This window comes from Arthrobacter sp. B0427-1-12, assembly GCF_059092905.1.
This window is the reverse complement of sequence record NZ_JBNHIC010000006.1, coordinates 60,039-83,620: the sequence shown is the minus strand read 5'-3', so window position 1 is coordinate 83,620 and position 23,582 is coordinate 60,039. Positions and strand designations below refer to the sequence as shown.

General features: G+C 67.4%; 19 protein-coding genes. 12 read left to right on the top strand and 7 right to left on the bottom strand.

Features of this window, described 5'->3' with window-relative positions:
• Positions 1-107: 107 nt before the first annotated feature.
• Complete coding sequence (xylB, locus tag AC5RWU_RS06515) at positions 108-1,511, bottom strand: xylulokinase (RefSeq protein WP_494031802.1); 1,404 nt, start codon at positions 1,509-1,511, stop codon at positions 108-110.
• Complete coding sequence (locus AC5RWU_RS06510; RefSeq protein WP_494031803.1) at positions 1,508-2,467, bottom strand: sugar-binding transcriptional regulator; 960 nt, start codon at positions 2,465-2,467, stop codon at positions 1,508-1,510. Before AC5RWU_RS06510 ends, xylB begins: the two co-directional genes overlap by 4 nt.
• 138 nt (positions 2,468-2,605) lie before the next feature.
• Here AC5RWU_RS06510 and AC5RWU_RS06505 point away from each other — a divergent pair, with 138 nt between their 5' ends.
• The 3 genes from AC5RWU_RS06505 to AC5RWU_RS06495 all read left to right on the top strand — a co-directional run bounded on the left by AC5RWU_RS06505 (position 2,606) and on the right by AC5RWU_RS06495 (position 5,797).
• Positions 2,606-3,964: an ABC transporter substrate-binding protein gene (locus tag AC5RWU_RS06505; protein ID WP_494031804.1), complete on the top strand. Its 1,359-nt coding sequence runs from the start codon at positions 2,606-2,608 to the stop codon at positions 3,962-3,964.
• 65 nt (positions 3,965-4,029) lie between these two features.
• The gene (locus AC5RWU_RS06500) at positions 4,030-4,914 is read left to right on the top strand and encodes a carbohydrate ABC transporter permease (RefSeq protein WP_494031817.1); all 885 of its coding nucleotides are present in this window, start codon (positions 4,030-4,032) and stop codon (positions 4,912-4,914) included.
• A gap of 10 nt (positions 4,915-4,924) precedes the next feature.
• Positions 4,925-5,797 carry a carbohydrate ABC transporter permease gene (locus tag AC5RWU_RS06495; protein WP_494031818.1) on the top strand — a complete coding sequence of 291 codons (873 nt, stop codon included), beginning with the start codon at positions 4,925-4,927 and terminating at the stop codon, positions 5,795-5,797.
• A gap of 85 nt (positions 5,798-5,882) precedes the next feature.
• Here AC5RWU_RS06495 and AC5RWU_RS06490 read toward each other — a convergent pair whose 3' ends face one another.
• Positions 5,883-6,470, bottom strand: a complete 588-nt coding sequence (locus AC5RWU_RS06490) for a DnaJ family domain-containing protein (protein WP_494031805.1) — start codon at positions 6,468-6,470, stop codon at positions 5,883-5,885.
• 240 nt (positions 6,471-6,710) lie between these two features.
• Between AC5RWU_RS06490 and AC5RWU_RS06485 the strand changes: the two genes are divergently transcribed.
• Positions 6,711-6,956: a hypothetical protein gene (locus AC5RWU_RS06485; protein WP_494031806.1), complete on the top strand. Its 246-nt coding sequence runs from the start codon at positions 6,711-6,713 to the stop codon at positions 6,954-6,956.
• Positions 6,957-7,115: 159 nt separating this feature from the next.
• On the opposite strand, the gene AC5RWU_RS06480 is transcribed toward AC5RWU_RS06485, so the two are convergent.
• A complete protein-coding gene (locus AC5RWU_RS06480) occupies positions 7,116-10,073 on the bottom strand; it encodes an S-layer homology domain-containing protein (protein WP_494036941.1) in 2,958 nt (985 codons plus the stop codon).
• 424 nt (positions 10,074-10,497) lie between these two features.
• On the opposite strand from AC5RWU_RS06480, the gene AC5RWU_RS06475 reads away from it, so the two are divergent.
• Both AC5RWU_RS06475 and AC5RWU_RS06470 read left to right on the top strand, forming a co-directional pair.
• A complete protein-coding gene (locus AC5RWU_RS06475) occupies positions 10,498-10,752 on the top strand; it encodes a hypothetical protein (RefSeq protein WP_494031408.1) in 255 nt (84 codons plus the stop codon).
• Between the two features lie 66 nt (positions 10,753-10,818).
• Positions 10,819-11,685, top strand: a complete 867-nt coding sequence (locus tag AC5RWU_RS06470; protein ID WP_494031407.1) for an HAD family hydrolase — start codon at positions 10,819-10,821, stop codon at positions 11,683-11,685.
• Here the strand turns inward: AC5RWU_RS06470 and AC5RWU_RS06465 are convergent.
• Positions 11,663-12,157 (bottom strand): NUDIX domain-containing protein, encoded by a 495-nt coding sequence (locus tag AC5RWU_RS06465; RefSeq protein ID WP_494031406.1) that lies wholly within the window; start codon positions 12,155-12,157, stop codon positions 11,663-11,665. The genes AC5RWU_RS06470 and AC5RWU_RS06465 overlap by 23 nt on opposite strands.
• Before the next feature lie 45 nt (positions 12,158-12,202).
• Between AC5RWU_RS06465 and AC5RWU_RS06460 the strand changes: the two genes are divergently transcribed.
• The 6 genes from AC5RWU_RS06460 (at position 12,203) to AC5RWU_RS06435 (ending at position 20,334) form a co-directional block, all read left to right on the top strand.
• Positions 12,203-13,021 (top strand): glycerophosphodiester phosphodiesterase family protein, encoded by an 819-nt coding sequence (locus tag AC5RWU_RS06460; protein ID WP_494036940.1) that lies wholly within the window; start codon positions 12,203-12,205, stop codon positions 13,019-13,021.
• Positions 13,022-13,067: 46 nt separating this feature from the next.
• Positions 13,068-14,189 carry a glycerate kinase gene (locus AC5RWU_RS06455; protein ID WP_494031404.1) on the top strand — a complete coding sequence of 374 codons (1,122 nt, stop codon included), beginning with the start codon at positions 13,068-13,070 and terminating at the stop codon, positions 14,187-14,189.
• A gap of 81 nt (positions 14,190-14,270) precedes the next feature.
• Complete coding sequence (locus tag AC5RWU_RS06450) at positions 14,271-14,504, top strand: metallothionein (protein ID WP_494031403.1); 234 nt, start codon at positions 14,271-14,273, stop codon at positions 14,502-14,504.
• Entirely contained in the window at positions 14,501-15,187 is a 687-nt protein-coding gene (locus tag AC5RWU_RS06445; protein ID WP_494031402.1) for a phosphoribosyltransferase, read from the top strand. The genes AC5RWU_RS06450 and AC5RWU_RS06445 overlap by 4 nt, the downstream gene beginning before the upstream one ends.
• Before the next feature lie 320 nt (positions 15,188-15,507).
• Positions 15,508-17,085: a hypothetical protein gene (locus tag AC5RWU_RS06440; protein ID WP_494036939.1), complete on the top strand. Its 1,578-nt coding sequence runs from the start codon at positions 15,508-15,510 to the stop codon at positions 17,083-17,085.
• A gap of 6 nt (positions 17,086-17,091) precedes the next feature.
• The gene (locus tag AC5RWU_RS06435; RefSeq protein WP_494031400.1) at positions 17,092-20,334 is read left to right on the top strand and encodes a M50 family metallopeptidase; all 3,243 of its coding nucleotides are present in this window, start codon (positions 17,092-17,094) and stop codon (positions 20,332-20,334) included.
• 61 nt (positions 20,335-20,395) lie between these two features.
• On the opposite strand, the gene AC5RWU_RS06430 is transcribed toward AC5RWU_RS06435, so the two are convergent.
• Together AC5RWU_RS06430 and pgm are read right to left on the bottom strand one after the other, a co-directional pair.
• Positions 20,396-21,712: a uracil-xanthine permease family protein gene (locus AC5RWU_RS06430; protein ID WP_494031399.1), complete on the bottom strand. Its 1,317-nt coding sequence runs from the start codon at positions 21,710-21,712 to the stop codon at positions 20,396-20,398.
• Positions 21,713-21,849: 137 nt separating this feature from the next.
• The gene (pgm, locus tag AC5RWU_RS06425) at positions 21,850-23,484 is read right to left on the bottom strand and encodes a phosphoglucomutase (alpha-D-glucose-1,6-bisphosphate-dependent) (RefSeq protein WP_494031398.1); all 1,635 of its coding nucleotides are present in this window, start codon (positions 23,482-23,484) and stop codon (positions 21,850-21,852) included.
• Positions 23,485-23,582 lie beyond the last annotated feature (98 nt).

The following is a 23,582-nucleotide window of genomic DNA, read 5'->3' as shown; positions in this document are numbered from 1 at the left end:
CACTCGGCGCCGGTTGGGTCTGGAAGGAGTCGCGCTAACTGACCAATGGCCACTTGGTGGACAACGTGATTTGACCATTGGTCACTGGGCGGGGGCCGCCACGGGCTCTAAACCCCGTACACGTCCCGCCGCGCCGCCACGTACCGGCCCCGCACCTCGGCGCCCCAGCCCGATGTCCCCGGTTCGAAGGACTCCTCGATGGTCCGTTTCCAGTCCGGGTACTCGCCGGTGGCGGCCCACCCCGCCTGCCGGGCGGCGCCGAGCGCCACGTATTCGCCCGGGGACGGCACCTCCACCGGCACGCCGAAGACGTCCGCCGCGGCCTGCCGCAGCGCTTGGGACTTGGAGCCGCCGCCGATCAGCAGCACTCTGGTCACGGGCACGCCGTGGCTCTCCAGCAGTTCCTTCGCATCGGCCAGTGAATTCAGTACGCCCAGGATGCCGGCGCGGGCCACGTTCTCCGGTTTCATGTTCGCCCGGGTCAGCCCGGCCAGCGTGCCGCGCGCGTCCGGCAGGTTGGGGGTGCGCTCGCCGTCCAGGTAGGGCAGCAAGGTCAGGCCGTCGGCGTCCGGTGCGCCGGCCCGGGCCAGCCGGTCCAGTTCCGGCAGGTCGACGTTGAGCATGCCGGCAGTGGCGGTCATGATCCGGGCGGAATTGATCATCGCCAGCAGCGGCAGGTGCCCGCCGGTGGCGTCGGCGAAACCGGCGACGGCGCCGCTGGGGTCGCGCAGAGGTTCGACGGCGGAGGTAAAGACGGTGCCGGAGGTGCCGACGGAGACCACCACTTCGCCGGGGCTGATCCCCAGTCCCAGCGCCGCGCCGGCGTTGTCGCCCGCGCCGGCGCCGACGACGGCGTCCCCCGACTTCCACCCCGGCAGCACCCTGCAGCCGTGCCCGTCCGGGGCGACGACGCGCGGCAGTTCCGGAACCCGGCCGAAGAACCGTTCCAGCAGGTCCGGGCGGTAGCTGTCCGTGACGGGGGAGAAGTAGGCGGTGCCGGAGGCGTCGGAGCGGTCGGTGAAGAACTCGCCGGTCAGGGCATGGTTGAGGTAGTCGTGCGGCAGCACCACGCGGGCCACGCGGTCGGCCAGCTCCGGCCGGTTCTGCGCCAGCCAGGCCAGTTTGGTCAGGGTGAAGGAGGCCACCGGCACCAGGTTCACCGCGTCCACCCAGGCCTCGGCGCCGAGTTCGGCCAGCATGCTGGCCGCCTGCGGCGCGCTGCGCGTATCGTTCCACAGCAGCGCATCGTGCACGGGCTGGTCCTGCGCGTCGAGCGCCACCATGCCGTGCTGCTGCGCCGCGACCGCGACGCCGGCGATTTCCGCGCCGTAGCCGGGGACACCGGCGTCGTGCCAGGCTTCCCGCAGCGCCGCCGTCCAGGCGGCCGGATCCACGGCAGTGCCGTCCGGATGGGCGGCCGAGCCGGAGCCGCTGACTTCGCCTGTGGCGGCATCCACAGCGACGACCTTGCAGGACTGGGTGGAGGAGTCCACGCCGATGACGGTGCTCATTCGCCCGCCGCTTCCTTCGTCTCGAGGCCGGGGAGTTCGCTGAGCGCGGCGACCAGGTCGTTGTCCGCGATCAGGGTGGTGATGAAGCCGGCCTTGGCTGCGGCCAGCACAGCCTGCGCCCGGGCCGCTCCCTGTGCGACGGCGATGACCTGCGGGGTGTGGCGGAGCTGTTCCACGGTCACGGCCAGCACCCGGGAATCCAGCTCGGTGGCCAGCGGCCGGCCGTCGGCGTCCAGCAGCCGGCCGGAGCATTCGGTGACGGCCCCCGCCTGGGCGGCGGCCAGCCGGACGGCGTTGTCCACGCGGTCCCAAACAGTGGAGAGCCCGGGTGCCCAGGCGCCGATGGCGACGACGGCCAGGTCCAGTGAGTCCGCCTTGGTCAGGGCGGAGGCGATTTCCGGTTGCCGCGCCAGGCTTTGGGCGGTGGCGGCGTTCTCCACCACCAGCGGCGCCCAGACGGGCCAGGTGCTGCCGCCGGACAGCTGGCCCAGCCGCTGGGTGAGTTCCAACGAATTGCCGCTGCCGGCCACAGGCAGTGCTCCGGCGAGCTGGACGATGTCGCACCGGGGCAGTTCGGTGACATGGCGGGCGGCCAGATCCAGAGTACGGGACCAGGAGATGCCGACGGTGGCGCCCGGCCGGGCCGCCGCCATGAGCTCCTTGGCCGCAGCCTGGGCCAGCAGCTCCCGGCCCTCCAGGTCGTCCGATCCGGTATGGATGGAGATGATGTGCTTCAGGCCCAGTGCCTTCGCCAGGGCCTTGGCGTCGATGCCCTCGCCGCTGTGCGGGAAGCGGATTTCGATCTTCACAATGCCCAGTGCCCGGGCTTCGTCCAGCATCCGCGCCACCTGGAACCGGGAAATGCCGTAGGTCCGGGCGATCTCCACCTTTGACTGGTTGTCAAGGTAGTAGTCCTTGGCGATCCGGGCCAGGAGTTCCTCATGGGACGGTGTCACGACCGGGCTGCCCTTCTGCTGTGGGTGCTCTCGCTGCATAACGAATGAGCGCTGGCTCTTGCTCAGATGAGTATATATGACTAGAGTCACTTACCAAATGAGCATGACCCAAGTCACAGATGAGCGAAGGGCGACAGTGTGAAATTCCGACGCAAGGGCGCGCCGCTGCGGCTCCTGACAGGCCTGGGAGCCGTCCTGCTGGGGCTGACCGGGTGCGGGGCCAACGCCGTGGGCGGCAGGGAGGAGATCGTCGTAGCGATCGTGTCCAACCCGCAGATGCAGGATGCGATTTCCCTGCAGGACGACTTCCGCGCCAAGCACCCGGATGTCGACATCCGGTTCGTCTCCCTGCCGGAGAACGAGGCCCGGGCCAAGATCACGGCCTCCGTGGCCACCGGCGGCGGCGAGTTCGACGTCGTCATGATTTCCAACTATGAGACGCCGATGTGGGCGGCCAACGGCTGGATCACCGACTTGCAGGATTACGCCGAGCAGACCGAGGGCTATGATCCGGAGGATTTCATCCCCACCATCCGCGAGGCGCTCAGCTATGAGGGGAACCTGTACTCGGTGCCCTTCTACGGCGAGTCCTCCTTCCTGGCCTACCGCAAGGACCTCTTCGACCAGGCCGGACTGACCATGCCGGCCCAGCCCACCTGGGAGGACATCCGCGGCTTCGCCGAACGGCTGCACGACCCGGCCAACGATTTCTCCGGCATTTGCCTGCGCGGCCTGGCCGGCTGGGGCGAGGTGATGGCGCCGCTGAACACGGTGATCAATACCTACGGCGGCCGGTGGTTCGACCAGGACTGGAACGCCACTCTTGATTCCCCCGAAGTGGAAGCTGCGGTCACGGACTATGTCAGCGTGCTGCGCGACTACGGCCAGCCCGGTGCCGCCACCAGCGGCTACGGCGATTGCCTGACCCGGTACGCGCAGGGCCAGGCCGCCATGTGGTACGACGCGACGGCGATGGTCTCCAGCGTGGAGGATCCAGGTTCGTCCGAGGTCGTGGGGAAGACGGCCTACGCGCAGGCGCCGGTCAATGAGACGGAGAACGCCGGCTGGCTGTACAGCTGGTCCCTGGCCATTCCGCAGACCAGCGAGCACAAGGACGCCGCCTGGGATTTCGTGTCCTGGATGACGGACAAGGACTACATCAACCTGGTCGGCAATGAGATCGGCTGGGAACGGGTGCCTCCGGGCAGCCGGCTGTCCACCTATGAGAATCCGGAGTATACGCGGATCGCGCAGGCCTATGCCGAGCCGACGCTGACTGCCATGGCCGGTGCCTCGCAGGAGACCAGCATGACCGGTCCGGTGCCCTACACCGGACTGCAGTTCGTCGGTATTCCGGAGTTCCAGGACTTGGGCACCCGGGTCGGGCAGCAGATCTCGGCAGCCATAGCGGGCCAGAAGACCGTCGAGGAAGCACTGGCCCAGTCGCAGCAGTACGCCGAAACCGTGGCGGAAACCTACCAGGCGGGAGAACGCTGATGGCCACCCTCGTGGACAACCACAATCTCAGGCAGCGCCGGCTGCGGGCCGAGCGGGGCAGCGCCATGCGAGGCATGTCCCCGGCCGAAGGCTGGCGCCGCCGGGCGCCGCTGCTGCCGGCACTGATCTTCACGATCATCGTCACCCAGCTGCCCTTCCTGTTCACGCTCTGGTATTCGCTGCGGTCCTGGAACCTGCTGCGCACCGACGGCGACATCTTCGTCGGGCTGGGCAACTACGTGGACATCTTCTCCGATTCCACGTTCCGCGGCGCGGCCCTGAACAGCGTGCTCATTACCCTGGGCTGTGTCTTCGCGGCCATGGTGCTGGGCATCGTCTTCGCGCTGCTGCTGGACCGCAGCTTCAAGGGCCGCGGGCTGGTGCGGACGCTGCTGATCACCCCGTTCCTGATCATGCCGGTTGCCGGCGCCACACTGTGGTCCGTCTCCATGCTGAACCCGAGCTACGGCCTGGTGAACTGGCTGATCGGGCTGGTGGGCATCCCGGCGGTGGACTGGACGTCGTCGTACCCGGTGCTCTCCATCCTGATGGCGCTGGTGTGGCAGTGGACGCCGTTCATGATGCTGCTGGTCCTGGCCGGGCTGCAGGCCCAGCCCAAGGATGTGCTGGAGGCGGCGCAGATCGACGGCGCCAGCTGGTGGCGCACCTTCACCGGCGTGACGCTGCCGCAGCTGCGCCGGTACATCGAACTGGGGGTGCTGCTGGGCGCCATCTACGTGGTCAACACCTTCGACCAGATCTACCTGATGACCGCCGGCGGTCCCGGTACGGCCAGCGCCAACCTGCCGTTCTACATCTATCAGCGTGCGTTCCTGGGCTTTGACATCGGCCAGGCCGCGGCGATGGGCGTCGTCGTCGTCATCGCCACCATCATCATCGCAACCTTCGCGCTGCGTCTGATCTTCCGCAGCTTCGACGTAAAGGACTGACACCGTGGCCATCGATACTGCAACCCCCGCCCCGCCGGCCGCGCCGGCGCCGGTCAACCGGCGGGCTGCCCGGCAGCGGCCCCAGTCCTCGCTGCTGACCGCGCTGACCTGGATTGTGGCCATCGGCTTCTTCGCTCCGGTGCTCTGGCTGGTGCTCACCTCCTTCAAGCAGGAGGCGGACGCGGCCTCCAACCCGCCGACGTTCTTCTTCGAGCCGACGCTGGACCAGTACCAGGCGGTGCTGGAGGCCGGGGCCGGTGCGTATTTCATGAATTCCATCATCGCCACCGGCGTCTCCACGCTGCTGGTGGTCCTGCTGGCGGTGCCGGCAGCATACGCGCTGAGTATCCGGCCGGTGAAGAAGACCCAGGACGTGCTGTTCTTCTTCATCTCCACCAAGATGCTGCCGGTGGTCGCGGTGATCACGCCCATCTATGTCATCGCCGGGCAGCTGCGGGTGCTGGACAACATCTGGACCCTGGTGGTCCTATACACGGCGATGAACCTGCCCATCGCGGTGTGGATGATGCGTTCCTTCTTCCAGGAGGTGCCCGGGGAGGTGCTCGAAGCCGCGCAGATGGACGGCGCGGGGCTGCTCAAGACCCTGCGGTCCGTGCTGATGCCGATGGTGGCCCCGGGGCTGGCGGCGACCGCGCTGATCTGCGTGATCTTCGCGTGGAACGAGTTTTTCTTCGCCCTGAACCTCACCGCCGCCCGCGCGGCGACGACGCCGGTGTTCCTGGTCTCCACCATGACCAGCGAGGGCCTGTTCCTGGCCAAGCTCTCCGCGGCGTCGGTGCTGGCGTCCCTGCCGGTGGTCATCGCCGGCTGGGTGGCGCAGAAGCAGCTGGTGCGAGGACTGTCCATGGGTGCCGTGAAGTAACCTTCGCCACCCAGGTTGATTCAGCGCCAGGTGCTCGAAAGATGCGGCTTTCGAGCACCTGGCGCTGAGCGAACGGGAGTGGACGCTACCGGGGCCGCCCCCACCGCCGCCACCACGGGCGCCTGGCCTCCGGTTCCGGGGCCGGTTCCGGGGCCGCGGCCGCCCGGCGCTCCTGCCAGCGCGCCACCTCGAGGTCAACGTCGCGGGTCTTGGTGATGACGGGCGGTCCGCCCTGAAGCTGGCGGCGCGCGTCGATCACCCGGGCGTTGAAGTCTTCGACGGTCGCGCGGACCTGCTTTTCCGAGTACAGCCGGTCGAGCCGGTCGTCCAGCTCGGCATCCTCGGTGCGGAGCAGAATGGCCTTCGGCCCCAGACCGGTGAGGTTTTCGCGCTGGATCAGCCCTTTGAGCCACCAGTCGGGGTCGTACCCGTTGCCGAGCCCGGGGATGGGCTTGCCGGCGTACTTCAGGTTGTCGAATTCCCCCCGCGCCATGGCATCCCGGACCAGGTACTCGGCTCTGGCCGCGTCGTCGATCTTCTTGCGCTTTTGCCGGAGATCCTCGTCCTCCGCGGCTTCGGTGTCGTCCTGATCGGCACCCGATGCGCGGGCCGCGCGCAGTTCCGCGGCGCGCTCCAGCCGGAGTTCGTACTCTTCTGCTGCTCCGCCGTTCATCGCCTGCCACCGCCTTCAGCACGTCCGGGAGCGAAAACCCTGACCCCACCAGTATTCCCAGCGTGGGGCGCCGGCGGCAACGGGAGCGGTACCGCGCTCAACCGCCGGGCGGTTACGATGCGGCCATGGCAGTTGACGTGCCCCAGCCCTCCCCATGCTGGCCGTGAGAGAAGGCGCTCGTCTCCTCCCGGTTCTGGCTGCTCTTCGTCTCAGGCATTGTTCGGGACCGGAATCGCTGAGGTGAACGACGGCACTATCAAGTTCCAGACAGTCTTGGACGGGACCAGCCAGCCGGCAGGATCCCCGAAGGCGTTCACCGACCTTCATTCGCTGGGCCTCCGGACGTTGCGGGGCAAGCGTCCGCCGGAAGTGGGAAGGGCCTACAAGCTCGTCGGGATCGCCAGAGATCAGGGAGAAATCGAGCTGGCTGCAACCAGCGAAAACCTCAGCGTTCTCGTGTACCGGCTCCGGCGCATCCCCGGGTAGCCGGCCACGAGCCCAACCGCGCCGGGCCTGTCTTCAAAGCAGCCGGTGTAGGCGTACCCCTTGGCAGATGACGCAGGCTGCGGCCCCCGGTCCTGGTGGACCGGGGCCGCAGCCTTGTTGGTTCGGGTAGTCAGCCGGCGTCCGGCTGGATACGGGCTGTTACAGCGCCGGGGTTCCCGGAGTGTCGAAGCCGCGGTCGATGTAGCGGGTCAGGAAGGCGGCCATGGCGTCGCGGTTGACCGGATCGTACGGGTGGAAGGATCCGTCCGTGAAGCCGGTGGTGATCTCCGTGGACTCCAGCCACGCGATTTCCTTGTAGAACTGGTTGTCCGTGGCGACGTCTTCGAACGGCGAGACCTCCGGGGTGGTGAACTCGGGCGAGCCGGCCATCCGGTACAGGAAGGCTGCCATCGCGTCGCGGTTGACGGTCTGCAGGTACCGGAACGTGCCGTCGCCGAAGCCGGTGGTGACACCGGTGGTCTGCAGCCAGGAGATTTCCCGGAAGAACTGGTTGTTCGGTGCCACATCCCGGAACGGGGTTGCCGGGGCGGTGAACTCCGGCTGGCCGGCCAGGCGGAACAGGAAGGCTGCCATGGCGTCGCGGTTCACGGGCTGGACCGGGCGGAAGGTGCTGTCCGGGAAGCCGGTGGTGATGCCCAGATCGGCCAGGCGGGCGATCTCCGCAGCGAACTGGGTGTCCGCGGCGACGTCGGTGAACGGGGTGGCGACCGGTACCGGGTCAACCGGCGGGTCGACCGGTGCCGCGGCGGGAGCGGGTGTCGTCCGTCCGGAAACGACGAACTGGTCGGTTTCGCCCACCAGGAGCGGCTCGTCCAGCGGAGCACCGGTTCCGTCCGTGATCTGCTCGATCCGGTAGACGTTGGTGTCGTACGGGCTGCCGGTCACCGTCGTCGCTGTGGCGCCGTCGCCGAGGAAGCCTTCCGCAGCCGCGGTGGACTTCAGGAACGGTCCCACGTCGCCTTCCAGCAGACGCTGGTAGTCGGCGGCATCGCAGTTCCCGGACAGGCAGCCGACCTCGCTGCCGGCATCCGCCCGGCCGGTCTCATCGGTGGTGACGGTTGCCGCACCGTAGGGGTGGGTGATGCGGTAGGTGGCGCCCGGAACGGCATCCAGGAGACGGAGGCCGAACCCGTTGATGGCGATCTGGTTGCCGTCGATCACGGAGCCGGTGGTGAAGCCGGTTTCGGCACTCGCCTCCAGCCGCGCGGTGCCGCCGCCGGTCAGGGGCGTGTCGGCGTTTGCGGACCAGTAGAGGGCTTCCTCGGGCCAGGCCGTCAGCGGCGTTCCTGCCGGAACATCAAGGTAGAGCGTCTGGCCGGTGTTGTCAGTGAGCGACTCCGGGAAGCCGTGCTCCCCGACCGCGCCGACCGAGGCGAGGTTGTGGATGGTGTACCGGTTGGAGGTGACGGCGCCTTCCACTCCCTCGTCGTTCACCGCGATGGCGTTGACGGTGGTGGAGCGGGCCAGGTACAGCGGCTCGGTGTATTCGCGGGTGGTTCCCTGCGGTTCGCCGTCGACGACGCTCGGCGTTGACCCGTCCAGGGTGTAGTAGACGGTGGTGTCGAGGCCGGCCGGATCCGCTCCGGTCAGGGTCACTTCCTGGTGTCCGGCGTGGACCACGGAGGCGTCCAGATCCGCGATGGCCGCCGGAAGGTTTCCGTTGACTGTGTAGGTCTCGGTGTAGACCCCGGTCGGGGCGTTGGTGGCCAAGTCCACGGCAATGAACTTCAGGACAGTTTCCACGGCTGCGGGCTCGTCGACAGGGTCGACGGGGTCAACGGGTGGGTCGACGGGGTCAACGGGTGGGTCGACGGGGTCAAGGGGTGGGTCGACGGGATCGACGGGTGGGTCGACGGGATCGACGGGTGGGTCGACGGGGTCAACGGGTGGGTCGACGGGATCGACGGGTGGGTCGACGGGGTCAACGGGTGGGTCGACGGGATCGACGGGTGGGTCGACGGGATCGACGGGTGGGTCGACGGGGTCAACGGGTGGGTCGACGGGCGGGTCGACAGGGGCGGGCACACCGACCGTTACGAGTGCGCCGTCCGCCGGGTTCCCGGCCGTGGGTGCCCACTCGGTGCCGTTGGTGACGTTACCTTCGGCGTCGACCGCGGGATCCGTGCCGTCCGTGGTGTAGACGAGCTTGGATTCAGCGGGGAAGGAGGACTGGATCTTGACCTGCTGGGGAGCCGCGTACAGTCCGCCGGGAATGTTGACGCCGGCCTTCAGTTCGGCGATCTTGCCCTGGATCGTGAACAGGTTCGTCTGAACGGAGTTCACGCCGGGGCCGCCCGCGTTCGGTCCTTCGATCCGGAAGACGTTGGTGCCGTAGGGGCTGCCGGTGACCGTATGCGGGACGGCGGCATCGCCCAGGTGGCCGGCCGGGGCGCCCTGGTCCCAGCGCAGGAACGGGCCGACACGTCCGGTCAGGGCCGCATCGAAGTCATCGGCGCAGGGAGCATCCAGGCAGCCGATGTCCTCGGTGTAGTTAATGGAACCTTCGCCGTTGCCCTCGTCTTCGGCGACGAACTGCTCGACACCGTACGGGTGGGTCACGGTGTAGGTCTGCCCCGGGACGAGGCCGTCGATACGGATCCGCAGCCGCGCGAAGGCGGTCTGGTCGCCTTCGACCGGTACCTCATTGGCGAAGGCGGCCTCCTGGGCCATGATCAGCAGCGCCCGCGAACCGACCGGGCGGTCGATGGAGGCCTCGCCGGACCACCACATCGCCTCTCCCGGAAAGTTCTCCGGAACGGATACGGGAGCAGTTGGATCCGGAATCGGGTCCTCGAGCATCAGCGGGCATTCGGCGGCGTCCAGGCACAACTCCAGCCGGTTGCCGTCCTTGTCCTCGTACCAGTACGGGAACCCGGTCGTTGGATCCACGGGACCGACGGCGGCCAGTTGGCCGTCCGGGTCCGGTGTAGAGATGGTCACAGCCCCGGCGGGTACTGCCAGCAGCGGAGCCAGCAGTGCCCCGGTGGCCAGGCCGACGGTGATGCCGCGGGCGGTGAGGCGGCGGAAGGTCAGGCGCCGGACGGAGAGCCAGGGATGAGCCCCGGCGCCGCTGTGGCGTCGATTGTATTCAGTCATTTGAAGTTATCCCCCAGATTGAACGGTTCGGGGTGAACGGCCCACCGCTTCCCCTCCGCGGTAGGTTTCCCCTGCGACATTTATTCCGGAGTGATGCTGGGAAAACCTTGGGGCCCGGCTGTCGTGCGGTGATTGTGACGGTGCGGCAGAAAATCTGTTTCAGGGTCTTCTCCCGGCCATTTGCTGCCTGTACCCTGAAAGTCCGCGTCTGCGTGGACGTCCACCGGAAGGGACGGTCCGCCGGAGCGGGAAGCCCACCGCTGTGGGCCCGCTGAAACCGTCGTCGAAGGTAAGCCATGGGACAGGCACACCTTCGTATTCATCGGTGGTCACTGACGATCACCGGCCCTGAATTGCAAACGGCTTACCGCCGGGACGCATCCCAAAAGGACGCCCCTGCTTACAAGGAAGTTGTGGTGGCTCAATGACTGTTACTGCTCCACGAGACAACATCTCCAGCGGCCGGCCGGCCCTGGCGCACGGGCCCGAGGTGCCCTTCTGCCTGGACTGCCGGTCGGATGAATTCCTGATCTTCGAGGATTTCGTTCCAGCCCGGATCCAGCCGAACGGGCTGCAGAACCAGGCCAACGCGAGCTACTCCTGCAGTAAATGCGGCCAGTTCAGCGGACACCAGGTGCCGCCATCATGGACGCCTCCCGGATGGGACTGGTATGCCTAGCGCTTAGCCGGACGTGCCGGTGCTAGTACCCTTAGTGTTCGGGCTTTTTTCATAAGGGGGTACGGCATGCGGCTGGTGGCCAGTGACCTGGACGGCACGATTGTCGGCCGTGACGGCAGAATCAGCACGCGGACTATCCGGGCCTTTCACGCCTGCCGCGATGCCGGCGTCGAGATTGTCTTTGTGACCGGGCGCCCGCCGCGCTGGCTGGCACCGCTGAGCGAGCAGATGGGCCACACCGGCACCGTGATCTGCTCCAACGGAGCCGTGGTCTATGATCTAGCAGCCGAACAGCTGCTGCGGGCGGAGGTCCTGCCGCTGGAGAAGGTCTTCGAGGCGGAGGAAATTATCCGGACCCTGTTTCCGGCAGCTACCTTTGCGGCCGAAACCGTCGACGGCTTCCATCTGGAGCCCGGTTTCGTTGAACCTGGATCCGTGGAGCTGCTGTCCGAGGTCCAGCCCGGCACCCTGCGCGCCAGCCTACCCAAGGACGCCGGCGTCGTGAAATTCCTGGCCAAGGAACCGGACATCAGCCCGGACGATTTCCTGGCCGCGGTGGGGCCGGAAGTGGCGCATCTAGTGGCTACGACACATTCGGCACCCAACGTGGCCATGCTGGAAATGGCGGTCCGCGGCATCAACAAGGCGGTGACCCTGGCCGAATACGCCGCGGCCCTGGGCATTGACCGTTGCGACGTCGTCGCCTTCGGCGACATGCCCAATGACATCCAGATGCTGGGCTGGGCGGGCCATGGCTACGCCATGGCCTCCGGCCACCCGGATGCGCTGGCAGCCGCGGGACGGACCGCGCCGGCATTCGACGATGACGGCGTCGCCCAGGTCCTCGAACACCTCCTGGAGCGGCTGGACAAGGGCCAGCTGGACAAGGGAGGGCCGGACGCCGGCGCGCTCAGTTCACCCGGACTCCGTTGACCAGTTCGACGACGGTCCCGGCGCGGCGGGCCTGCAGCGCGGCCCGCAGCCGGTTGGCCAGCGGCACCACCGTCACGCTTTCGAGCTCGTCCGGCGGCAGGAAGCGGTAGCTGAGCAATTCCGCGTCCGGCAAGGTGATGACCGCATCCTCAGCCAGGGTGCCGCCATCGTACACAAAGAGCATGGAGTCACCGTACGGTTCCGGATGGAACTGGTGCTCGATCACCAGCAGCGCGCCCAGGGTAAGGTCTAGCCCCAGCTCCTCGGTGCATTCCCGCTCGCAGCCGTAGCGCGGATCCTCGCCCGCCTCCACCGTGCCGCCCGGGATCTCCCAGTATTCCTTGTAGTCGGGCTCGACCATGAGGACTTCGCCGGCGCCATTGGTCAGCAATACCCCCGCTCCAATGCGGCGGCGGGGCAGCGAGGCAAAGAAATCCAGCGTCTGCTGGGCCGTGGGATAGTTCTTCGTCATCCATTCTCCCGGCGGTAGAGTCGTGCTGTGGAGGCACCAGTTCCGTTGCCCGGTAAACCTGTTCCGTTCCTGAATAATACTGGGCCGCACCTGGATTCCGGCCGGCCGCAGGCCTGGCCGCTGGCGTTCGCGCATCGCGGCTTCTCCGTTACCGGCTGCGAGAATTCGCTGGCCGCCTTCCGCAGTGCGGTGGAGCTGGGCTTCGCGTATGTGGAGACGGACGCGCGCACCACCCGGGACGGCGTGCTGATGGCGTTCCACGATGACACCTTGGACCGGGTCACCGACGGACTGGGCCCGATCAACAGCCTCACCGCGGCGGAGCTGAAGCGGGTGCGGATCGGCGGAGTGGAGCCGATCCCGACCATGGACGAGCTGCTCTCCGAATGGCCGGATCTGAAGATCAACATCGACGTCAAAGACCTGGCCGGCGCCGACCTGCTGGCCGAGCTGATCGAACGGCACCGGGCGCACGACCGTGTCCTCGTCGCCTCCTTCTCCGACCGCCGACGGCTGCGCGTGCTGCGCCGGCTGACCCGGCCCGCCGCCAGCTCCGCAGGCGTACTGGCCATCGCCCTGCTGGTGCTGCTGGGGCCACTGGGGCTGTCCCGGTTCATCGTCGCCCGGCTGGGGCCCATCCACTGCGTGCAGGTTCCCGCCCGCACCCGCTTCCTGAAGGTGGTGACTGCGCGCTTTGTGCGGCGCTGCCACCGGGCGGGGCTGCAGGTCCACGTCTGGACGGTCAACGATGCGCCGGCCATGCGGGAACTGCTGGACATGGGGGTGGACGGGATTATGACGGACCGCGCGGACATCCTGGCCGAAGTTATGCAGGAGCGCGGCTGCTGGCTGCCCCGACGGTAACGGCCCGCCTCACCCGGCTGCCTGACCCGGGTGGCAGGATGGTTCCATGCACGTACTGATTGCACCGGACAAGTTCAAGGGAACGCTCTCCGCCGCCGAGGCGGCCCACGCCATGGCCGAGGGGGTCCTCCGTGTCTATCCGGACGCGCAGGTCAGCATGGTGGCCGTGGCCGACGGCGGCGAGGGAACCCTGGAAGCGGCGCTGGCGGCGGGCGGGGAGGAACAGACCTCGCGGGTGCGCGGCCCGCTGGACCGTGACGTCACCGCCAACTGGGCGCTGCTGCGGACCGGGACGGGGACGACGGCGGTCATCGAGACCGCGCGGGCCTCTGGCCTGCTGCTGGTGGACCCCTCAGTACAGACCGCCCTCGCGGCTCACAGCTACGGCACCGGACAGTTGATTACTGCCGCCCTGGACGCCGGCGCCACCGAGATTGTGCTGGGTGTCGGCGGTTCCGCGATGACGGACGGTGGTTCCGGGGCCCTGCGTGCGCTGGGCCTGCAGGTCCATGACGACGCCGGCAGCCAGCTCCCGCTGGGCGGCGCGGCTTTGGCGCTGGCCGGCAGCGTGGATGCCTCGGGCCTGGATCCGCGGCTCGCCTCGGCCAGAATCCGGATCGCTGCGGATGTGACCAATCCGCTGTACGGGCCGGAGGGAGCCGCGCATGTCTTCGGCGAGCAGAAGGGCGCCGATGCGGTGTCCCGCCGTCTGCTGGACGAGGGCCTGGAGAAGTGGGCCCGGCTGCTGTCGGAGGCCACCGGAGTGGAAGTGCAGCGGCCCGGCGCGGGAGCGGCGGGCGGATTTCCGGCCGCCTTCCTCGCCTTCACCGGAGCGGCCCTGGAGCCGGGCTTCGACCTGATCGCAGGACTCACGGGACTGGACGCAGCGCTGGCCGAGGCGGATCTGGTGGTCACCGGGGAGGGCTCGATGGACCAGCAGTCCCTGCAGGGCAAAGCCCCTCTGGGCGTGGCGCGGCGGGCGCACGCGCGGGGACTGCCCGTCGTCGTAGTTGCCGGAAGGATCACCTTGGCGCCGGAGCAGCTGGCGGAGTACGGCGTGGTTGCGGGCGTAAGCCTGCTGGACCTGGCCCGCACCCCGGAGGAAGCGCTCGGCCAGGCCGCGAAATACGTCTCCTGGGCGACCCAGCAGGCTCTTGAGGGAGCGTGAAGCCGGTCCGGGGCCTTTTCAGACCCGGCCGCCCGTGGTAGAAAAGTAAGCATACTGATTATTTAGCTTCAGGAGGAAACGATGGCAACGTGCGATACCTGCGGCAATACCTACGACAAGACCTTCACCATCACCCGGGGCGAGGAGACCGGCACGTTCGACAGCTTCGAATGCGCCGCGCACAAGATGGCCCCGACGTGTGCCCACTGCGGCTGCCGCGTCCTGGGACACGGGGCGGAAGCTGGCGGCAGCATCTACTGCTGCGCCCACTGTGCGCGGGAATCCGGGCATCCAGAGGTCACTGACCGGGCATGACCGGGCAACGCTACCTCGACCGCCGCGAGGCCGGAGAGGTTCTGGCCCACGAGCTTCTGGCCTGCCGCGGCCAACCCAAGCTGCTGGTCCTGGGGCTGCCCCGCGGCGGGGTGCCGGTTGCCGCCGAGGTGGCCCGTGAGCTGGACGCTCCGCTGGACGTCGTCGTGGTGCGGAAAGTCGGGGTCCCGGGGCATTCCGAGGTTGCGATGGGAGCCCTGGCCGACGTGGCCGGAAACATAGAGACGGTCCGGAACCCGGAAATCATGGCCGGACTGAATGCGAGGAACGGCAACGGCAGGATTTTCGAGGCGGTGGCCGTCCGGGAGCAGGCGGAACTGGCGCGGCGGCAACAGGTCTACCGCGGCGGCCGGCCTCCGCTGGATGTATCCGGACGGACCGTGATCGTCGTCGACGACGGTCTGGCCACCGGAGCCACCATGCGGGCAGCTGTTTCGGCGATCCGCAAGCACCAGCCGGCCCGCCTGGTAGCGGCGGTACCGGTGGGGGCTGCGGACAGCGTCGCCCAGCTCCGGGACCTGGTGGACCAGGTCGTGTGCGTCTGGATGCCGGAGCACTTCATGGCTGTGGGGCAGGCCTATAAGCACTTCGATCAGACCAGCGACGAGGAAGTATGCAGACTGCTTAATGAAGCTGAGGAACGCGGTTCAAAGGTAGGCGGTTAAATGGCAGCAAGTAGCACACATTAGAGCGGCTTCCGGTCTGGAACCCGGATTGGCCGCAAAGGTAAAATTGAGTTTATAAGTTGGCCTGTAGTCTGTTTTGAGCTGGGCAAGGCGGAGCCACCAGGCACGGAGAATCGGTAGGCCATTAAGGCCGGCGATTCATTCTTTAAATCCGGGCTATGAGTTTTCGACATCCTTCCGCGATCAACTTTCCTGCGTACAACCAGGTGCGAGCGCATGGGCTGTTGATCGTGAGCGATTTCCTACCTCCCCCATCTGACATCGGCGTGAAATGCGCTGGAGAACGAAGACTGATCCAAATGAAACCCACCCAAAATACTCCGTTATCGGAGGAAGAGCTATCGGCGCAGGGCGGCATAGCCCTTCCTGACAAGGAAGTGGCATCGATTCTTGATCTCAATGCCGACCTCGACCTGTCCATCGACGCCAGTGCGCCGATTGATCTGGCCATCGCGGCGAATGCCAACGTGGCGGCTCCCATTGACGCGGCCGTTGGCGCCAATATCCTGTCGCCAGGGTCGACGGCGGAAGCGCTGGGTGACCAGGGCGCGTCCATCACCCACAGCATTACTGCCGATGCGACGGCCAACTCGCTGCAGGGCAGCAACATTGACCAGAGCAACGACGTCGTCGACGCCGGCAGTTCAGCCGGTGCTGGTGCAGGCGCTGGTGCCGGTGACGACGGCATAGAGGCGCCTGAAGCTCCGGTAGTGGATGTTGAAGCTCCGGAAGAGCCGGTAGTTGAAGAGCCGGTTGTGGATATAACCGATCCCGCGGCCGATGCTGAAGAGGCAGCCGGTGCGACGCCGGCCGCTGCCTTCGGTGCCGCAGCTGATCCCGTTCCCGCTCCGGTGGATGACCTGATCCAGTCCAGCGATCCCCGGATTACCCCGGTGGTCACTGAGACTGTTGGCGGAGGGCTTTCCACAGTGGCTCCGGTTCTGACTCCGGCAACGGGTGCTGGCGGTGTGACTGACTCGGCTTCAGAGACCCTGGCTCCGGTTCAGCAGGTTGCCGCTCCCGTGGTTAACTCCGTGGCCCCGGTGGCCGAGGGTGTTGCCCCGGTTGTTTCTGACACTGTTGGTGGTGTGGCGGATACTGTCGGTGGCGTCGCTGGTGCGGTGCCGCCAGTGGTTGAATCCGTTGCTCCGGTTGTCTCGGATACCGTTGGTGGTGTGGCGGATACTGTCGGTGGCGTCGCTGAGGCTTTGCCGGGTACGGTGGCTCCGATTGCTGAGGCTCTGCCGGGAACCGTCGCTCCAGTTGCCGAAGCGCTGCCGGGTACGGTGGCTCCGATTGCTGAGGCTCTGCCGGGTACGGTGGCTCCGATTGCTGAGGCTCTGCCGGGTACGGTGGCTCCGATTGCTGAGGCTCTGCCGGGTACGGTGGCTCCGATTGCTGAGGCGCTGCCCGACGTAGTGGGTCCGGTTGCCGAAGCGCTGCCGGGTACGGTTGGTCCGATTGCCGAAGCGCTGCCGGGTACGGTTGGTCCGATTGCTGAGGCTCTGCCAGGCACCGTCGGTCCGGTTGCTGATGCCTTGCCCCCTGTGGTTGAGGCTGTGGCTCCTGTGCTGCAGGAGACAGTGGGAACGGTCGGTGATGTCCTGAACCAGCTCGATGCGGGCGGAGTGCTTGACGGGGACCTGCTCAAGGTGAATATCGACCTGGCAGCCGATGTCGACCTGGCGGCTCCAATCAATGGTGCAGTCGCGGCTAACGCCAACGTTGCTGCCCCCATTGATGCTGCTGTTTCGGCCAACATTCTGTCCCCGAACAGCGAAGCCGCGGCCGTGGCGCAGCAGGATGCGGTCATCAACCAGACCATCACCGGTTCTGCCACAGCTACTGCCGATCAGCAGTCGGAAATTCTGCAGTAATCCGCCATGACGACGGTCACCAATGGACCGCCGGCATCCGACGGACCATCCCATTCCGCGGCGCTGCCGGCGGTCGATATTCCGGCCCGGGCCGGTGGGCTTGTGCTCATCGGCGAAATGCGGGGCTCTGGATACCGCGAGCCGCCGGCGCTCGTGCGCCGCGGGGATGGCCAAACGATCCAGCTGACCCGTCTCCTGTACCTCGTACTGGAGTCGATCGACGGCGTCCGCGCGCAGCAGGAGGTTGCCGACCGGGTCAGCTCCAAATCCGGCCGGTTGGTCACCGCCGACAATGTCCAGGCCCTGATCAACCGGCACCTCCGTCCACTGGGCCTGCTCAAACGGGCGGACGGTTCAGAGCCGGAAGTCAAGAGGTCCAACCCGCTGCTGGGACTGCGGCTGCGCGTCGCGGTGACCAATCCGGCAATGACCCGGCGGCTGACGGCGCCGTTCGCTTGGCTCTTCCATCCGCTGATCGTGTCCTGCATACTGCTGGCGTTCCTGGGTGTCTGCTGGTGGGTGCTCATGGAGAAGGGCCTGGCGTCCGCAACCTATGAAGCCTTCAACGAACCTGGCCTGCTGCTGCTGATCTTCCTGGTGACGATCCTTTCGGCCGGTTTCCACGAGTTCGGCCACGCCGCGGCCGCAAAGTACAGCGGTGCTATCCCGGGCGTGATGGGTGCCGGGCTCTATTTGGTGTGGCCGGCTTTCTATACCGATGTGACGGATGCCTACCGGCTCCCGCGCAGCGGACGGCTGCGGACGGATCTCGGCGGACTGTATTTCAATGCCATAGTTGCCGTCGGGGTTATATTCGCCTGGTGGATCACCGGCTTCGACGCACTGCTGCTGGTGATCGTGACCCAGATCCTGCAGATGGTCCGGCAACTGATCCCGTTCATCCGGTTCGACGGCTACCACATCCTGGCGGACCTGACGGGCGTGCCGGATCTGTTCCAGCGGATCAAGCCGACGCTGCTGGGCATGCTTCCCCGGCACTGGGGAGATCCGGCGTCGAAAATCCTCAAGCCCTGGGCACGTGCGGTCGTCACGCTGTGGGTTGTGCTGGTGATTCCGCTGCTGCTGTCCATACTGGCGCTGATCGTGGTGGCACTGCCCCGGCTGATGGCGACCGCGTGGGCCAGCATCCGGGACCAGAGCGCAATGTTCGCCGCCAGCTGGAACGGCGGGGACATGCTCGACGCCGGGGACCGCGCCTTCTCCATCGTCGCCATCGCCATTCCGGTTCTGGGCAGTATCTATATTCTGGCGCGGCTGGTGCGGCAGGTCGTCGTTCCGGTCTGGCGCAGCACCCGGGGCAAACCAAACCAGCGTGGGATGGTGCTGCTTGCCGCTGCAGGGATCGCCGCCGGACTGACCTGGGCATGGTGGCCCAGCGACGACACGTACCGCCCCATCCAGCCCTACGAGCGCGGCACGATCGTCGACGCCCCCTTGTTTTCCGCCGCGGACATGTTTGCCCGCCCGGGCATCACCACCAGTCTCGCCGAGGGCCAGACCGGACGGCTGCCGGCGAACCTTCCAACCCCCGCCGACGCTCCCGCAGCCTGGCCCGATGGCCGCGTGCCCACGCCCGAGGAGCCGGAGCTGGCGGTCATCCTGGTGCCCCGCGGGCCGGCGGAGCCGCCGCAAGAACCGCCGCCGGCTGTGGGCGCGTGGAACGGTCCGGCCGCTGTCCCACCGGTCCCGGTCCCGCCGGAAGCAGCGCCGCCGGTCGGAGCAACGGACGACGCCGGCCCCGCCGCCGGTACCAGCAGCGACGGAACCGCCGCCGCCACCACGGATCCCACGGTCAGCTCAACGACCGAATCGGCAACTGCTGAAAGCGCACCTACACAAAGCAACGGCGCCGCACTTAGGGGAGGAAGCGGACCTCCCATTTCCATGGACGACATCGAGCCGCCGGCTTGGGTATTTCCGTTCAACGAGCCGCTGCCTCCCGAGGATGGCGACAACCAGGCGCTCGCCATCAACACCTTGGATGGATCCGTGGTGTACGACGTTGCCTTCGCGCTGGTGTGGGTGGAGGACGAGGAACAAGTGCTCAATATCAATGAGGCGTATGCCTTCGCCGACTGCACCAACTGCACGACCGTGGCCGTGGGCTTCCAGGTGGTGCTGGTGGTGGGCGAGACGGAGGACATTGTTCCACAGGATCTGTCCGGAGCCGTCAACCACGAATGCGTTAATTGCATCGCCCAATCGCTGGCGCAGCAGCTGGTCCTCCCGCTGGACAGCCCACTGAGCGATGAAAGCGAGGACCAGGTCGAGGAAGTATGGGATGAAATCGCTGCCTACGGCGAGCAGCTTGGGGGGCAGCTGCCGGAGCTGTCGCTTCCGGAGATCCAGTCCCAGCTGACCGCCTACGAGAACCGCATCCTCGACATTGTCCAGCAGGATCCGACGGCCAGGATTGACAGTCTTGATCCTAACTTCCAGTTCGGGACAGGCACTCCGGCGGCCCCGGTTGATCCGGCGGCCCCGGTTGATCCGGCTTTGACGCCGGCGCCCGCTGCACCGGACACCGCGGTGCCGGACCCTGCGGTGCCGGACCCTGCGGTGCCGGACCCTGCGGTTCCCGGTGCCCCGGGTATTCCACAGGCCCCGACACCTACCCCCACACCTACGCTGACGCCGACGCCGTCCCTCACGCAGACTCCGACCCCGGTACCCGGTGGAACGGCCACCCCGACGCTGACGCCGACCCCGACACTGACGCCGACGCCCAGCCCAACCCCGACGCTCACACCGACTCCCACCCCGGTACCCGGTGGAACGGCCACACCGACCCCGACGCTGACGCCGACCCCGACACTGACGCCGACGCCCAGCCCAACCCCGACGCTCACACCGACTCCCACCCCGGTACCCGGTGGAACGGCCACACCGATTCCGTCACTGACACCGCCGCCGCTGAGCCCGACGCCGACTCCGCCCCTGGTACCCGGGGGGACGGCCACCCCGATTCCATCGCTGACGCCACCGCCGCTGAGTCCGACGCCGTCGCTGCCGCCCAGCCCGACTCCGGTTCCTGCCCCGTCCCCGACCCCGACGTTGGCACCCGCACCCGCACCGGCACCGTCGCCCCTACCGACCGCACCGGCTCCGGCGTCCAGCCCGGCGGCCCCTTCAGCTGTCCCGCCGCCGCCGCCGTCGTCGACCCCGGCCCCCGCGGCACCGCCCCCGCCGTCGCCAACGCCATCGGGAACGGTCGCTCCGGCACCGTGAGATGGAGCAGGGGCTGGGTGCCGTTGCGTCTGGAGGTACTTTCGCGGGGGTATAGGCCCGCTCACCCCAGCTTGCTGGGCTCTACCCCTTGGTCCTGGTGTTCGGTCTCGTCCGCCACAGCGCCGGTAACGCGGTTGACGGCCGTCATGCCGTGGTAAATGATCAGGGCCGCCGCGGTGCCCAGCGCAATTCCGGCAAACTGGAGTTCACCCGCGGTCCACGTGTAGTCGGCGATGCCGATGATCAAGGCGACGGCCGCCGTCGTGAGGTTGATCGGGTTGGCGAAGCTGACCTTGTTCTGCACCCAGATGCGGACGCCCAGCACGCCGATCATGCCGTACAGCACCGTTGCGGCGCCGCCGAGCACGCCCGGCGGAACGGTGGCGATGATCGCGCCGAACTTCGGCGAGAGACTGAGCAGGACGGCGGCGACGGCGGCGACCCAGTAGGCGGCCGTCGAGTAGACCTTCGTGGCGGCCATGACACCGATATTCTCCGCGTAAGTGGTGGTCCCGGAGCCGCCGCCGGAACCTGCAATCACCGTGGCCAGTCCGTCCGCCATCAGCGTCCGGCCGGTCATGGTGTCCAGATTGTGCCCGGTCATCAGTGCGACGGACTTCACGTGCCCGATGTTCTCCGCCACCAGCACCAGCACCACCGGGACGAACAGCCCCACGACGGAGAGATGGAACTCGGGCGCATGGAAGTCCGGCAGCCCGAACCACGGCGCATCACTGATTGCGGAGTAGTCCACCTCGCCCTGGATAGCGGCGGCAAGGTAGCCGACCGCCACGCCGACCAGGATGGACAGGCGGCCCAGGATGCCCTTGAACAGCACCGTCACCAGGATAATGCTGAGCAGGGTGACCAGCGCCGTCAGGGGCGCCAGCATGAAGTTGTCCTTGGCGGCTGGGGCCAGGTTCAGTCCGATCAGGGCCACGATGGAACCGGTGACGATCGGCGGCATGACCACCTGGATCCAGCGCGCGCCGGCCAGCTGCACGATGAGTCCCACAAGGAACAGCACCGCCCCGGCCATCACAATCCCGCCCAGGGCCCCGCCGGGACCGAACTGGTTCATGGCGGCGCCGATCGGGGCGATGAACGCGAAGCTGGAGCCGAGGTAGCTGGGCACCCGTCCGGCCGTGATGACCAGGAAGAGCATGGTGCCGAGGCCGGAAAACAGGAGCGTGGTGGCGGGCGGGAAACCGGTCAGCAGCGGGACCAGGAACGTGGCGCCGAACATCGCGACGACGTGCTGGACGCCGATCCCGATGGTCCGCGGCCAGCTCAGCCGCTCGTTGGGGGCGACCACTTCGCCCGGGGTAATCTGCTTACCGTCGCCGTGTTGCGACCACTTGAGGCCGAGCATGGACATGGGGGTGCCTTCCAAGGGGGTGCGGGGGATCAGGAAGATTTTACCCCCAGCTCCACCACGAGAAGCGGCCCCGGTCCGCGGAAGCGGTCGCGGAACCGCTTCGTTGGACCAAGGCCGCTTCCTCGGCGAAAGCTGGATCAGGAAATGACGCCGTCCACGAGCGCCTTGGCCTCGGCCTGGACCTGCTTGAGGTGGTCTTCGCCCTTGAAGGACTCGGCGTAGATCTTGTACACGTCCTCCGTGCCGGACGGCCGGGCGGCGAACCAGGCGTTCTCCGTGGTGACCTTCAGGCCGCCGATGGCCGCGCCGTTGCCCGGCGCCTCGGTCAGCTTGGCGGTGATTTCCTCGCCCGCCAGGGTGGTGGCTGTGACATCGGCGGCGGACAATTTGCCCAGGGCCGCCTTCTGCTCGCGCGTCGCTGCGGCGTCGATCCGCGCGTAGACCGGGGCGCCGAACTTTTCGGTCAGGCCCGTGTACAGCTGGGACGGGGTTTTGCCGGTCACGGCGGTGATCTCGGAAGCCAGCAGCGCCAGCAGGATGCCGTCCTTGTCGGTGGACCAGGGCCGGCCGTCCAGACGCAGGAAGGAGGCACCGGCGGATTCCTCGCCGCCGAACGCTCCGGACCCGTCCAGCAGGCCCGGGACGAACCATTTGAAGCCCACCGGAACCTCGACGAGCTTGCGGCCCAGATCGGCGGCAACGCGGTCGATGATCGAGGAGGACACCAGGGTCTTGCCGATCGTGGCCCCGGGGCCCCAGCCTTCGCGGTTGCGGTACAGGTAGTCGATGGCCACGGCCAGGTAGTGGTTGGGGTTCATCAGCCCGCCGTCCGGGGTGACGATACCATGGCGGTCCGCATCGGCGTCGTTCCCGGTGGCGATGTCATACTCGGAGATCCTGCCGATCAGCGAGGCCATGGCGGAGGGGGAGGAGCAGTCCATGCGGATCTTCTCATCCCAGTCCAGCGTCATGAAGGCCCACTGCGGGTCCACCTGCGGGTTGACCACGGTCAGGTTCAGGTTGTGCCGTTCGGCGATGGCCCCCCAGTAGTCCACGGACGCCCCGCCCATGGGGTCCGCGCCGATGTGGAGCCCGGATGCGCGGATGGCATCGAGGTTCAGCACGTTGGGCAGGTCCTCGACATAATGGGTCAGGAAGTCGTAGCCGCCAATGGCATCGGAGAACTGGGCCTGCGCCAGCGGGATCCGCTTGACGTCCTTCAGGCCGCCCGCCAGCAGTTCGTTGGCGCGGGCGGCGATCCAGTTGGTCGCGTCGCTGTCCGCCGGGCCGCCGTGCGGCGGGTTGTACTTGAAACCGCCGTCGCTGGGCGGGTTGTGGGACGGGGTGATGACGATGCCGTCCGCGGTGTCCCCGTGGTTGCCAGAGTTGTAGGTCAGGATGGCGTGGCTGAGGGCTGGGGTGGGCGTCCAACCGGTGCGGGCGTCGGTGAGGACCTTGACGTTGTTAGCGGCCAGCACCTCGAGCGCGGTGTTCTGGGCCGGATCGCTCAGCGCGTGGGTGTCCTTGCCCAGGAAGAGCGGGCCGGTGATGCCTTGTCCGGCGCGGTACTCGACGATCGCCTGTGTGATAGCGGCGATGTGGTTCTCGTTGAAGGAGGCCTTCAGGCTGGAGCCGCGGTGGCCCGAGGTGCCGAACGCCACGCGCTGGCCGGGATCACTCAGGTCCGGGACGACGTCGTAATAAGCGTCCAGGAGGGCGGTCAGGTCGACAAGGTCAGTGGGAAGGGCTACTGTGCCCGCACGGCTGCTCATGGCACCAGCATGTCAAAGAAGGCACCGCAGTGTCAGACGATGTCCGCACTGAGGCGCCACATTACGCAACGGTCGAAGTTTGAACCGCACTGGATCCC